The organism is Pseudonocardia sp. DxW (assembly GCF_058448985.1).
Window position 1 is genome coordinate 68,808 of the sequence record NZ_JBZFLK010000014.1, and the last position, 12,727, is coordinate 81,534.

The 12,727-nt window shown below is 74.6% G+C and carries 12 protein-coding genes and 1 riboswitch; of the genes, 6 read left to right on the forward strand and 6 right to left on the reverse strand.

All coding sequences use genetic code 11. From position 1 onward, the window contains the following. Window positions 1-58: 58 nt before the first annotated feature. The 3 genes from ACVJO7_RS21620 to ACVJO7_RS21630 all read right to left on the reverse strand — a co-directional run bounded on the left by ACVJO7_RS21620 (window position 59) and on the right by ACVJO7_RS21630 (window position 2,710). Entirely contained in the window at window positions 59-1,012 is a 954-nt protein-coding gene (locus tag ACVJO7_RS21620; protein WP_344017758.1) for an ATP-binding protein, read from the reverse strand. 21 nt (window positions 1,013-1,033) lie between these two features. After that, window positions 1,034-1,945 carry an MEDS domain-containing protein gene (locus tag ACVJO7_RS21625; protein WP_491674383.1) on the reverse strand — a complete coding sequence of 304 codons (912 nt, stop codon included), beginning with the start codon at window positions 1,943-1,945 and terminating at the stop codon, window positions 1,034-1,036. A 252-nt stretch (window positions 1,946-2,197) separates the two neighbouring features. Then, a complete protein-coding gene (locus ACVJO7_RS21630; protein ID WP_344018003.1) occupies window positions 2,198-2,710 on the reverse strand; it encodes an OsmC family protein in 513 nt (170 codons plus the stop codon). A gap of 130 nt (window positions 2,711-2,840) precedes the next feature. On the opposite strand from ACVJO7_RS21630, the gene clsA reads away from it, so the two are divergent. From clsA to ACVJO7_RS21655, 5 genes are all read left to right on the forward strand, one after another. After that, window positions 2,841-3,563, forward strand: coding sequence for a cardiolipin synthase ClsA (gene clsA / locus ACVJO7_RS21635; protein ID WP_425563564.1), 723 nt, complete (start codon window positions 2,841-2,843; stop codon window positions 3,561-3,563). Between the two features lie 9 nt (window positions 3,564-3,572). After that, entirely contained in the window at window positions 3,573-3,965 is a 393-nt protein-coding gene (gene gcvH, locus ACVJO7_RS21640) for a glycine cleavage system protein GcvH (protein WP_344017756.1), read from the forward strand. A 220-nt stretch (window positions 3,966-4,185) separates the two neighbouring features. After that, on the forward strand, window positions 4,186-4,638 hold the full coding sequence (gene garA, locus ACVJO7_RS21645) for a glycogen accumulation regulator GarA (protein ID WP_085911046.1): 453 nt from the start codon (window positions 4,186-4,188) through the stop codon (window positions 4,636-4,638). Between the two features lie 257 nt (window positions 4,639-4,895). Continuing rightward, complete coding sequence (locus ACVJO7_RS21650; protein ID WP_010224693.1) at window positions 4,896-5,372, forward strand: bifunctional nuclease family protein; 477 nt, start codon at window positions 4,896-4,898, stop codon at window positions 5,370-5,372. Window positions 5,373-5,583: 211 nt separating this feature from the next. Continuing rightward, the gene (locus ACVJO7_RS21655; RefSeq protein ID WP_491674384.1) at window positions 5,584-6,189 is read left to right on the forward strand and encodes a MerR family transcriptional regulator; all 606 of its coding nucleotides are present in this window, start codon (window positions 5,584-5,586) and stop codon (window positions 6,187-6,189) included. 9 nt (window positions 6,190-6,198) lie between these two features. On the opposite strand, the gene ACVJO7_RS21660 is transcribed toward ACVJO7_RS21655, so the two are convergent. After that, window positions 6,199-6,498: a YiaA/YiaB family inner membrane protein gene (locus tag ACVJO7_RS21660; RefSeq protein ID WP_491674385.1), complete on the reverse strand. Its 300-nt coding sequence runs from the start codon at window positions 6,496-6,498 to the stop codon at window positions 6,199-6,201. 82 nt (window positions 6,499-6,580) lie between these two features. Continuing rightward, window positions 6,581-6,677: riboswitch (glycine riboswitch) on the forward strand. Window positions 6,678-6,838: 161 nt separating this feature from the next. Here ACVJO7_RS21660 and gcvP point away from each other — a divergent pair. Further along, complete coding sequence (gene gcvP / locus ACVJO7_RS21665) at window positions 6,839-9,718, forward strand: aminomethyl-transferring glycine dehydrogenase (RefSeq protein WP_491674386.1); 2,880 nt, start codon at window positions 6,839-6,841, stop codon at window positions 9,716-9,718. 90 nt (window positions 9,719-9,808) lie between these two features. Here gcvP and ACVJO7_RS21670 read toward each other — a convergent pair whose 3' ends face one another. Both ACVJO7_RS21670 and ACVJO7_RS21675 read right to left on the reverse strand, forming a co-directional pair. Then, window positions 9,809-11,704 carry a sugar phosphate isomerase/epimerase and 4-hydroxyphenylpyruvate domain-containing protein gene (locus ACVJO7_RS21670; RefSeq protein ID WP_491674387.1) on the reverse strand — a complete coding sequence of 632 codons (1,896 nt, stop codon included), beginning with the start codon at window positions 11,702-11,704 and terminating at the stop codon, window positions 9,809-9,811. Then, on the reverse strand, window positions 11,694-12,611 hold the full coding sequence (locus tag ACVJO7_RS21675) for a shikimate dehydrogenase (RefSeq protein ID WP_491674388.1): 918 nt from the start codon (window positions 12,609-12,611) through the stop codon (window positions 11,694-11,696). The genes ACVJO7_RS21670 and ACVJO7_RS21675 overlap by 11 nt, the downstream gene beginning before the upstream one ends. Window positions 12,612-12,727 lie beyond the last annotated feature (116 nt).

Here is a 12,727-nt window from a genome sequence, read left to right on the forward strand (position 1 = left end):
GTGAGATCCGGGTGAGGATTCACTCCGGCGGCGGGGTGCGCGCACCGCCGAACGGGGCTCAGGCCCGGACGAGCAGCCGGACATGGGTGCCGTCGGGGGCCCGCCACACGTGCAGGCTGTCGCACAGCTGGCGGGCGATCCAGGTGCCGCGCCCGCGCGGGCGCGACGGGTGCGGCGGCGCCAGCCCGATCAGGGCCAGCGGGATCGAGCCGGTGTCGTGCACCTCGCACACCAGCTCGCCCGGGCGGGACCAGACCGACAGCGCGGCCTCCGGCGAGCCGTGCTCGACGGCGTTGGTCGCCACCTCGTTCACCGCCTGCACCATGTCCTCGCTGCGCACCGGATCGAACCGGCATGCGCGGGCGGCCTCCTCCACCGCGTCCCGCACCCGGGACAGCTCGAAGGTGTTGTACTGCAGCTGGACGTCCGGCGGGCCGAGCAGGTGCGGCGGGGCGAACGGGAGCGCCGCGAGCACCTCGGCCGGCGGCCGGGACGCCGGGTTCGCGGTGAGCTGCTCGCCGCGCAGCTGCAGCGGATGGTTGGCCAGCGCCGCGTCGCCCACCGCACCGTGCAGCGGGATCCGCGGGTAGACGCACAGCTGGGTGACCGGCAGGCCGTCCAGCGAGATGTTGAGCGCGGCCTCCAGCTCGATCCAGAATCCGCCGTCGATCCCGTCGAGATCCGGGTCGTGCTGCGCCACGACGAACACCGGCCTGCCCGACGACGACAGCGCGCGCAGCTCCCTGGCCCGCCACGCGGCGACCGTCTGGCCGGACTCGCGGGCCGAGCGGGTCAGCGTGGTGAGCCTGCCGATCCCGCCGGAGCAGTCGGCCAGCTCCGCGCGCAGCGCCTGCTCGGCCTCCGCGGAGACCGCGAGCGCGATCTGGGCGCCGGTGTCCCGGTCCGCGGCGGCGGCCACCGGCGCGACCCGGCGGACCAGCTCCGCGGTGTCGTCGGCGTGCACCAGCGCGTGCGCGAAGCCGGGCGGCCGGGGGACCGCGTTGACCTTCATCTCGCGACCTTCATCGGACCGTCACCGTCCCGGCGCGCCGGGCGGCCCGACCGGGGGCGGCGCGTCGTCGAAGGCCAGCTGGGGGGAGAACGCGGCGCCGCAGCGGTCGAGGATCCGCTGCACCCGGGGCCGCACCCGGTGCAGCACCAGCCGGTGGGTGGACGGGAAGCCCTCCGCGGCGTGCACCAGCGCCACCGCCGAGGCGACGTCGATGAACCGGACCGAGGCCATGTCGAGCCCGATGTCGGTGGGGGCGTCGGCCGAGCGCAGGGTGCCGTCCAGCGCCTGGTGCAGCAGCGAGGTGATCTTCGGCCGGTTGCTGTGGTCGATCTCGCCGGCCAGTCGGGCGTGCCCGATCCCGAGCCGGACGATGCGCAGCAGCCCGTCGTCGTAGGCGCCGGTCACCGCGAGGTGGTCGCGGTGCAGCGCGCGCATGATGTCGATCGACTCGTCCGGGAAGTGCACGTGGTCGAACGTGCAGAGCGCGGCGAGGCTGTCCCGGTTCTCCCGGATCAGCCGGGCGAGCAGCCCGTCGTACTCGGGCAGGGTGCCGGACGCACCCGGGTCCAGCGCCCCGTGCATCTGGCCGGTGATCCGGGCGGCGGTCCAGCCCGCGTCCAGCGCGCGGGTCACCTCGCCGGTGATCCCGGCGTGGATGTCCGGCAGCGGGGTGCGGAAGGTCCGCCGGGTGTCCTCCTCCGGCAGGATCTCCAGCTGCCCGACGCGCAGTGGCTCGCCGGTCTCGTGACCGTCCTCGGTCATCCGGCGCAGCAGCCCGTCCGCGGCGCCGTCGTCGTCGAAGAAGAGGACCTTCTCGCCGCGGGCCAGCCCGTGCGCGACGAACCCGGAGGTGATCTCCCCGAGGTGCTCGACGCTCTCCGGGACCGCGCAGACGTGATCGCCGGACGAGACGTCGTCCGCCAGCTTGATCACGTGTCACCTACCGGGGCGCGGTCACCGGGCTGTCGGTGGGCACGCCCTGTCACGCCTACCAGGACGCCGTCACCGTACGGAGACCGGCTCCGGGCCCCGGAGACCCCGGAGCGTGCCGGGCGCCGAACCGACGGTGACGCGCGACGAGCGGCCCGCCACCGGCGGTGGTCCGCAGGTGATGGCGCGCAGCACATGCCGTTCGGCGCAGTGCGCCGACCCCCGGACGGAGCAGGACAGGCTCGACCGGCGGGCTCAGCCGGCCGGCCGGACCTCGACCGACGTGCTCGCGCTGCCCTTGATCGTCTGCAGGACCACGCAGTACCGCTCGGTCAGCCGCACCAGGGTGGCGACCGTGTCCGGGTCGGCCGGGGCGTCCCCGGAGCGGACGTCGACGTCGAGGAACAGCCGGATGTCCCGGAAGCCGACCGGGGCGTCCTTGGCGACGCCGAGGGTGCCCCGGAAGTCGAGGTCCCCCTCGGCCCGCAGGCCGCCCTGCACGTCGAGCTCCAGCGCGGTCGCCACCGCCCGCAGCGTCACCCCGGCGCAGGCGACCAGCGCCTCCAGCAGCATGTCCCCGGAGCACAGCTGGGTGCCGTCGCCACCGGTCGCCGGGTGCAGCCCGGCCTCGGCGAGCGCCTGGCCGGTGCTCACCTTGCAGGCCACCCCGGCGCCGAGCTCGCCGTCGGCGGACAGCGTGACGACCGCGGATCCCGGGTCGTCGCGGTACTGCTGCTTGAGCGGGGCCTGGATGTCCTTGAGCGTCACGCCTGCGGCCGCCTGCGGGCCGGGCACGGAGTCGGCGCCGGAATGGGTGTCGGAATGAGTGTCGGTCACCGCGCCATCCTCACCCCGCGGGGCCGGGCTGCACAGTGCGGGAGCCGTCTAGGCTGCCCGGGTGGGCGGGGAATCCGATACGGGCAGGGCCGCGGCGGTCCGGCGCGGCGCCCGTGAGGCCCGGGACACGGTGCGCGACACCGTGCGGGACACGGTGCACGACGTCGCCGGTCCGCCCACCGGTGACGACCGGCTCTGGACGGTGCCGAACGCGCTGAGCATGCTGCGCCTGGCCGGGGTGCCGCTGTTCCTGTGGCTGATGCTCGGCCCGGAGGCCGACGGCTGGGCCGTCGCGGTGCTGGCGATCGGCGGCTTCACCGACTGGCTGGACGGGAAGCTGGCCCGGGTGCTGGACCAGTACAGCCGGTTCGGGGCGATGCTCGATCCGGCCGTCGACCGGCTCTACATCCTGGCCGCGCTGGTCGGCCTGGCGATCCGCGACATCGTGCCCTGGTGGGCGGTGGGTGCGCTGCTCGCCAGGGACGTCGTGCTGGCCGTGTGCGTGTTCGTGCTGCGCCGCCGGGGGTACGGCCCGTTCGAGGTCGTCTACCTCGGCAAGGCCGCGACCTTCGTGCTGCTCTACGCCTTCCCGCTGCTCCTTCTCGGGGACGGGCCGTCCGCCGCGGAGACCGCCGTCCGGGTGATCGCGCACGCGTTCGCGATCTGGGGCGTCGCCCTCTACATGTGGTCCGGCCTGCTCTACCTGGTGCAGTTCGGGCTGGCGATGCGGCGCCCGTTCCCGCCCCCGGCGCCCCGGTTCGGTCACCCGGATGGCGGGGGCTAGGCTCGTCGCGTGAGTTCGGAGATTCCCTCGGACCTGACCTACACCGAGGCCCACGAGTGGGTGCGCGACACCGGGAACGGGGTGGTCCGGATCGGCATCACCGACCACGCCCAGTCGCAGCTGGGGGATGTGGTGTTCGTCCAGCTGCCGACCGTCGGCGACGTGCTGTCCGCGGGCGACACGATGGGCGAGGTCGAGTCGACCAAGTCGGTGTCGGACATCTACGCACCGGTGGCGGGCGAGGTGGTCGCCGTCAACGAGGCGCTGGACGCCGGTCCGGAGCTGATCAACTCGGCTCCGTACGGGGACGGCTGGATCGTCGACGTGCGGATCGCGGACGGCGCCACGCCGGCCGGCCCGCTCGACGCCGACGCCTACCGTCAGCTCGCCGACGGTTCCTGACCACCCCCGGCGACCGCCCGTCGCACGGGTCGCCCGGACGCCGCGGCCTGGCGTATCGCGGCGACACCGGGGCGGGTAGGTTCGGTCCCCCTGACACGTCGACACCGCAGCCGGTCGAGGCGACATCCGCCTCAGCGCAGCACCGCACCAGTGCGGCCGGCCCGCCTGCATCACCCGGACCGTGTCCGGGACCCCCGCTTCCGGAGGAGGAGACCCCGAGGTGACCACGAACGACCCGCGCGACGTGCCGCCGGAGCGCGCACCGGAGACCACATCGGTCTTCCGGGCGGACTTCCTCGCCGACGTGGAGCAGCCGAGCGCCGAGCCCGCCGTCTCCGGCGTCGACGGGCTACCCGCCGGGTCGGCCCTGCTGGTGGTCCGGCGCGGCCCGAACGCCGGTTCGCGCTTCCTGCTCGACGTGCCGACCACCAGTGCGGGCCGGCACCCCGACAGCGACATCTTCCTGGACGATGTCACCGTCTCCCGCCGGCACGCCGAGTTCCGCCGGGACGCCGGCGAGTTCGTCGTGGTGGACGTCGGCAGCCTGAACGGCACCTACGTGAACCGCGAGCCGGTCGACACGGCCGTGCTCGCCAACGGTGACGAGGTCCAGATCGGCAAGTTCCGCCTGGTCTTCCTGACCGGTCCTCGCGAGGGCGACCCCCGGGGCTGATCCGCCGGCGGCGGTCCAGCCGACACGCCGTGCGAAGGCGGGCGTGTGACGATCGTCGAAAGGACGCTGTCACACCCCGTCCGGAGGCGCGCATCGGGGGCCCCGCCCGTGTAGCGTCGGAACGTGTCGGTGGCGGGGGTACGAGCGACCACAGCTCCCAGGGCACGGACCAGGGCGAGCAAGGCGATCAGGGCGGCCGGGGTGGCGGGTCCACCCCGGGCGGCCGACAGGCCCGACAGGGCCGGGGAGGCGGGCTGATGAGCGAGATGCGCGTCGTGGGCGTCCGGGTCGAACTCCCGGCGAACCAGCCGATCCTGTTGCTGCGGGAGACCAACGGTGATCGCTACCTCCCGATCTGGATCGGATCGGTCGAGGCGACGGCCATCGCCCTCGAGCAGCAGGGGGTCAAGCCGGCACGGCCGTTGACCCACGATCTGCTCAAGGACGTCATCGGGGCACTGGGCCGGCGGCTGGAACAGGTCCGGGTGACCGACCTGCAGGAGGGTACCTTCTACGCCGAGCTGATCTTCGACGGCGGCGTGACGGTGTCCGCCCGGCCGAGCGACTCGATCGCGCTGGCGCTGCGGACCGGTGTCCCGGTGCACGCCGACGAGAGCGTGCTGGCCGAGGCCGGGCTCGTCATCCCCGACGAGCAGGAGGACGAGGTCGAGAAGTTCCGCGAGTTCCTCGACTCGGTGTCACCGGAGGACTTCCGCGGCGCCCAGCCCGGCTGACACCCGAACGGGTGTTCCGGACCGTTCGGCGACACCGGGTGCCGCTCGGCGTGACCGGGCCGCCCGTGCTGCGTCACCTGGCGTTGTGCGGTACGGCCGTGTCGGCGAGCCGCGTTGACCACTCCGGCCGCCGGGCATACCGTCATCAGCGTTGATGACATCCGTGCAACTCGCCTTCACCGAGAGTGATGGGACGGCGAGGACGGTCACGGTGCGGCCGACCGAGGGAGACCACGCGGTGCAGACGCCACCACCCGAGGGGCCGGGGCAGACAGAGCTGTTCCCGGACCCGCTCGTCGGTGAGGGGCTGGACGGGGTGTCCGATCGCCTCGTCGGCTTCCGCGGCCCGACCGCGTGCCAGGTCGTCGGCATCACCTACCGGCAGCTCGACTACTGGGCCCGGACCGGGCTCGTCGTGCCGTCGATCCGCGGTGCCGCCGGATCGGGCAGCCAGCGGCTGTACTCGTTCAAGGACGTACTGGTCCTGAAGATCGTGAAGCGGCTGCTCGACGCCGGGGTCTCGCTGCAGAACATCCGGATCGCGGTCGAGCACCTGCGCCGGCGCGGGATAAGGGATCTCGCCGGGATCACCCTGTTCTCCGACGGCACCACCGTCTACGAGTGCACCTCCCCGGAGGAGGTCGTCGACCTGCTGCAGGGCGGCCAGGGAGTGTTCGGGATCGCCGTCTCGGGCGCGATGCGCGAGATCAGCGGTGTGATCAAGGACTTCCCGGTGGAACGCGCCGACGGCGGCACCGTCGACGAGTCGCCGGAGGACGAGCTGGCCCGGCGCCGGTCCCGGCGCGCGATCTCCTGAGCGGCCGGCTCACGCGACCGAGCGGAACGGGTCGTGCTCGGCGATCAGCTTCTCCAGCCGGGCCTGGTCGACCCGGTTGACGACGGTCAGGCTCTCCTGCTTGTCGCGGACGCACTTGGCGAGGGTGAACGCCGAGGTGATGGCGTACAGCACGGCGATGGCCAGGAACGCCTTCACCCAGCCGTCGACGGGCAGGTAGAAGGTCCCGACGACGACCGCGGCCAGCGAGATGCCGAAGGACAGGACCGCCTGCAGGTGGAAGGCGGCGGTGGTGGCGGGGACGGGGTTCGGAGCACTGCTGTTCGACATGCCCGCAAGCCTGGCGGGACGGGTCCGGCGCCGGTGCCGTGGAAATACTGACCGGAGCGGTTATCCTCGGCCCGGTAGTCGTTGACACCGAGCGGGAGAGACCCGGTGCAGTACAGCCGGGCGCCGAAGGAGCAAATCCCTTCCCGGAACCTCTCAGGCACCAGGACCGCACGGTAGAGACGCCTCTGGAAAGCGACGGGCCACCACGGGGGGCCCGTCCGCCGACGGGGAAAGCCCGAAGCCTCGGGTGAATCTCTCAGGCGCCCGGATCGCGGGTACGGACAGAGGGGGAGGGGCGAGACAGCCCTGCCCCGCCCGAGCCGTCACCTTCGGAGGCGCCGTGAGCCCGACCCCGCAGCAGCACCGTCCCACCCTCGCCGAGCTCGAGCGTGGACTGCCGTTCGCCGACCGGCACGTCGGGCCCCGGCCCGGCGAGCTCGCCAGGATGCTCGACGCGCTGGGCGTCGACTCGCTCGAGGCGCTGGCCGACCGGGCGCTGCCCGCCGCGATCCGCGATCCCGAGCCGGTCGGCGGTTCGCTGCCGGCGCCGGTCGGTGAGGCCGAGATGCTCGCCGAGCTTCGGGCGCTGGCCGACCGCAACACGGTGAACGTCCCGATGATCGGGCTCGGCTACCACGGCACCCGGACGCCGTCGGCGATCCGGCGCAACGTGCTGGAGAACCCGGCCTGGTACACCGCGTACACGCCGTACCAGCCGGAGATCAGCCAGGGCAGGCTGGAGGCGCTGCTCGCGTTCCAGACGATGGTGTCGGACCTGACCGGGCTGCCGGTCGCCGGTGCGTCACTGCTGGACGAGGCGACCGCCGCCGCCGAGGCGATGACGCTGCTGCGCCGGGCCGGGCGCGCGAAGTCGGCCCGGTTCGTGGTCGACGCCGACACGCTGCCGCAGACCCTGGACGTGCTCCGCACCCGGGCCGAGCCGCTCGGCATCGAGCTGGAGGTCGCCGACCTGTCCGGCGGCACCCTGCCGGACGGCGAGATGTTCGGCGTGCTGCTCAGCTACCCGGGCGCGTCCGGGCGGCTGGCCGACCCGTCGGCGCTGATCGAGCAGGCGCACGAGCGGGGCGCACTGGTCGCGGTCGCCGCGGACCTGCTGGCGCTGACCCTGCTCACCCCGCCCGGCGAGTTGGGCGCGGACGCGGCGATCGGCTCCACCCAGCGGTTCGGTGTCCCGCTCGGCTTCGGCGGCCCGCACGCCGCCTACCTGTCGGTCGGGCAGCGGCACGCCCGCCAGCTCCCGGGCCGGCTGGTCGGGGTCTCCCGGGACGCGGACGGCAACTACGCGCTGCGGCTCGCCCTGCAGACCCGGGAGCAGCACATCCGCCGGGAGAAGGCGACCTCCAACATCTGCACCGCGCAGGTGCTGCTGGCCGTGATGGCGGCCTGCTACGCGGTGCATCATGGCCCGGAGGGGCTGCGCGCCATCGCCCAGCGGACCCACCGGATGGCGGCGGTGCTGGCCGCCGGGCTGCGCTCCGGCGGCGTCGAGATCGTGCACGACGCGTTCTTCGACACCGTGCTGGCCCGGGTGCCCGGCCGGGCGGACGCCGTCGTCGCCGCCGCGCACGACGCCGGGATCGCGCTGCGCCGGGTCTCCGGCGACGAGGTCGGCATCTCCACCTCGGAGATCACCACCGTGGCGCACCTGCGCGCGGTCTGGGAGGCCTTCGGGGCCGGCCCGCAGGACGCCGCGGCGCTGGACTCCGGCACCGCCGACGCGCTGCCCGGCGCGCTGGCCCGGACCAGCGGCTACCTGACCCACCCGACGTTCCACGAGCACCGGTCGGAGACCGCGCTGATGCGCTGGCTGCGCCGGCTCGCCGACGCCGATCTCGCGCTGGACCGCACGATGATCCCGCTGGGCTCCTGCACGATGAAGCTCAACGCTGCCGCCGAGATGGAGGCGGTGACCTGGCCGCAGTTCAGCGACCTGCACCCGTTCGCGCCGGAGTCGGACACCGCCGGTTCCCGGGAGCTGATCACCCAGCTGGAGACCTGGCTGGCCGACCTGACCGGCTACGCCGCGGTGTCGCTGCAGCCGAACGCGGGCAGCCAGGGCGAGTTCGCCGGATTGCTGGCTATCGCGGCCTACCACCGCAGCCGCGGCGAGGCCGAGCGCGACGTCTGCCTGATCCCGGCGTCCGCGCACGGCACCAACGCCGCGTCGGCGATCATGGCCGGGATGCGGGTGGTGGTCGTCGGCACCGACGCCCAGGGCAACGTCGATCTCGACGACCTCCGGGCCAAGATCGACGAGCACGGGTCCCGGCTGTCCGCGCTGATGATCACCTACCCGTCCACGCACGGGGTGTACGAGGCGCAGGTGCGCGACGTGTGCGGCGCGGTGCACGATGCGGGTGGCCAGGTCTATGTCGACGGCGCCAACCTCAACGCGCTGGTCGGGGTGGCCCGGCCGGGCGCCTTCGGCGGCGACGTGTCGCACCTGAACCTGCACAAGACGTTCTGCATCCCGCACGGCGGCGGCGGGCCGGGGGTCGGCCCGGTCGCGGTGGCCGAGCACCTCGCCCCGTTCCTGCCCGGTCGCGGCGAGGTCGGCCCGGTGTCCGCGGCGCCGCACGGCTCCCCGGGTGTGCTGCCGATCTCCTGGGCCTACCTGCGGATGATGGGGCTCGACGGGATGCGGCGGGCCACGCTCACCGCCGTCGCCGCCGCGAACTACGTCGCCCGCCGGCTGGGAGAGCACTACCCGGTGCTGTACTCCGGGACCGACGGCTCGGTCGCGCACGAGTGCATCCTGGACCTGCGCGCGATCACCAAGGAGACCGGCGTCACGGTGGACGACGTCGCGAAGCGGCTGATCGACCACGGCATCCACGCCCCGACCATGTCGTTCCCGGTGGCCGGGACCCTGATGGTCGAGCCGACCGAGTCCGAGGACCTGGCCGAGATCGAGCGGTTCATCGCCGCGATGATCTCGATCCGCGGCGAGATCGACCGGGTCGCCGCGGGGGAGTGGCCGGCCGACGACAACCCGCTGCGGGGCGCCCCGCACACCGCAGCCTGCCTGGCCGACGACAAGTGGGACCACCCCTACCCGCGGGAGCTCGCCGCCTACCCGACCGGTGCGGCGCCGGGCGTGCACGACCGCAAGGTCTGGCCGCCGGTGCGCCGGATCGACGGTGCGCACGGCGACCGCAACCTGGTCTGCTCCTGCCCGCCGCCGGAGGCGTTCGCCTGACGGCACCCCCGGGCGTCCCGCCCGCCCCTCGACGAGCGGGCGGGACGCGCGGTAGCCGGGCCGGTGCCGGCTCCCGCGCAGCCGGGTGCCTCAGCCGGCACCGGCGCGGGTGAGGCGGGACCGGCGGTGCGCCGCCATCCGGACCGGCGCGTCGCTCCAGCCGTGGCCGTCGTGCCGGCCGGTGCGCTGCACCAGCACGAGGAACAGCCGCCCGCCGAGCAGCTCGGTGCACACCTGGAGCAGGTCGCCGTCGGCGTCCCGCTCGTGCAGCACCCCCAGCTCGCGATAGACGGCGATCCGCTCGTCCGGCAGGTCCAGGCGGGCCGCCAGGTCGTCGTGGTAGTTGCCCGGTACCGGCAGCAGCGGGACGCCCGCGGCCCGGGCGGCGGCCGCCGTCGCGAGCAGGTCGTCGGTGCCCAGCGCGACGTACTGCGGATCGGCGACCCCGGGACCCCACTCGCCGCGGCGCAGCAGCGACACGGTCAGCGCCAGCCGGACGGTGCGCCCGGCGTCGGCCAGCGCGCGGCTGCGGACCAGGCCGAACGGGGCGGCGAACTCGCCGTCGGCGACCGGGTCCAGGCCGAGCACGGTGCGGTGGAACAGCACCGCCTCGTCGAAGACGTCGTAGGGCTGGGTGAGACCCACGTGGTCGATCCCGGTGATCCCGGTGCCCGGGACGCGCGGCTCGGCGGTGGCGACGAAGTCGCCCGACCAGCCGGAGCCGTGCGGGCCGGTGCGGCAGAACAGCAGCGAGGTGCCGTCCGGGGCGCCCACCTCGGCGAGATCGGCCTCGCCCGGGCCGGTGCTGCGGGGCATCCGCGGGGCGCACAGCGCGCCCGCCCGGCGGGCCGACGCCGCCGGATCGGCCGACTCGATCCCGAGCGCGACCACCGCGCTGCCGGAGCCGGCCGTGTCGGTCGGGCCGCTCGCGGCTGTGTCGGTCGGGCCGCTCGCGGCTGTGTCGACCAGGATGCGTGCCCCGCCCTGCTCGTAGCGTTCCACCGGCTTCGTGCGGTGCACGCCGGTCCGGCTGAACCCGAGCGCCCGCAGCACCCGGCCCAGCTCGGGACCGGCCCGCAGCTCGGCGAACGCGATCCCGCCGAGCGCGGGCGGCCCGGCCGCGACCGGATCGGTCCCGGCGCCCCGGTCCGCGGTGGCCTCGGCGAGCGCCAGCAGGGAGCGGCGCGCGTCGACGGCGGTGCGCAGCGGATCGGCCTGCCGGAAGACGTCGTTGAACACCTCCAGCGACAGCGGCCCGGCGTACCCGGCGGCCAGCACCGGCCCGACGAACGCGGGCAGGTCGAACCCGCCCTGGCCGGGGAACAGGCGATGGTGCCGGCTCCAGCTGAGCACGTCCATCGTAACCTCGCGGGCGTCGGCCAGCTGCAGGAAGAACAGCTTGTCGCCGGGGACGTCCGCGATCGGCGCCGGATCCGAGCCCCGGGCGAGCACGTGGAACGAGTCCAGGCACAGCCCGAGCGCCGGATGGTCACCGGCCCGCACGGCCCGCCAGGACGCGTCCCAGGTGTGCACGTGCCGGCCCCAGGCGAGCGCCTCGTAGGCGATCCGGACGCCGCGGTCCTCGGCACGACCGGCGAGGGTGTGCAGCTGGCCGGCGAGCCGGTCCGGATCGGCGACGGCGTCCGGCGCGACCGAGGAGCACACCAGCACGGTGCCGGCGCCGAGCCCGGCCATCACGTCGAACGTCGCCTCGGCCCGCCGGAGATTGGCGGCGAACCGGTCGGGATCGGTGGAGTCGATGTCGCGCAACGGCTGGTAGAGGTCCACGGTGAGGCCGAGGTCGCGGCAGCGGGCGCCGATCCCGGCGGGCGGCGCGGGATCGGCGATGAGATCCGGGGCGAAGATCTCGACACCGTCGAAGCCGGCGGCCGCCGCGGCGTCCAGCTTGTCGTCCAGCGTGCCGGACAGGCAGACGGTGGCGATCGAGAGCCGCGGCCGCCCGGGGGCCGGGTGCTCAGGCGACACGGTCGTCGGCCCGCTCGGTGGCGACCAGCTCGGCCAGGTGGGCCAGCATCCGCGCCGGGTCCGGGACGTGGCCGGTGAACAGCCGGAACGCCTCGGCCGCCTGGTGCACCGCCATCCGGCCGCCGTCGACGGTCCGGCAGCCCGCGGCCCGGGCCGCCCGCAGCAGCGCGGTGTCCAGCGGCCGGTAGACGATCTCGGCGACCCAGGGCAGCCCGCCCAGCAGCGCCGGATCGACGGGCAGGCCGGGATGGGCGGCCATCCCGATCGGGGTGGCGTGCACCAGCCCGTCGGCGCGGCCGTGCGGGCCGTCGAGCAGGTCGTCCAACCCGGCGCGGGCGTGCCCGCGGGCGACCGCGCCGGGGGCCAGGTGCGGGGTGAGCGCGGCGGCCAGCGCCGCGGCGCGGCCGGCGTCGACGTCGACGACGTCGAGGACATTGATCCCGTCCCGGGCCAGCGCGTACCCGGCGGCGGCACCGGCGCCGCCCGCCCCGAGCAGCACCACCCGGCCGGTGCCGGCGCCGGGCAGCCCCTCGTGCAGACCGTCCCGGAACCCGGTCCAGTCGGTGTTGTGGCCGGTGAGCGTGCCGTCCTCGGCGATCGTGACGGTGTTGACGGCGCCGATCGCCGCCGCGTCGGGGGACAGCGCGTCCAGGTGCCGGATCACCAGCTGCTTGCACGGGTGGGTCATGTTGAGCCCGCGGTAGCCCTCGGCGCGGGCCCGGGCGAGCAGCTCGCCGACGTCGTCCGGGCCGGCGGACAGCTCGTCGAGGTCCCAGCGCAGGTAGCGCAGCGGCAGGCCGAGCGCCGCGGCCTCCCGCTCGTGCAGCGCGGGGGACAGCGACGGTCCGATCCCGGCTCCGATCAGTCCGGTCCGGACGGTCCCGGCCGTGGTGGCGGTCTGGCGCACTGCCCCTCCTCGAACTATGTACCGGTTAGTTAGTTGTACCGGACGGCGATCGGGCCGCGCCAGCCCCGGCCGGGCCCGCCGGTAGCGTCCGGCCCGGCGGCACCAGCGAGGAGGGG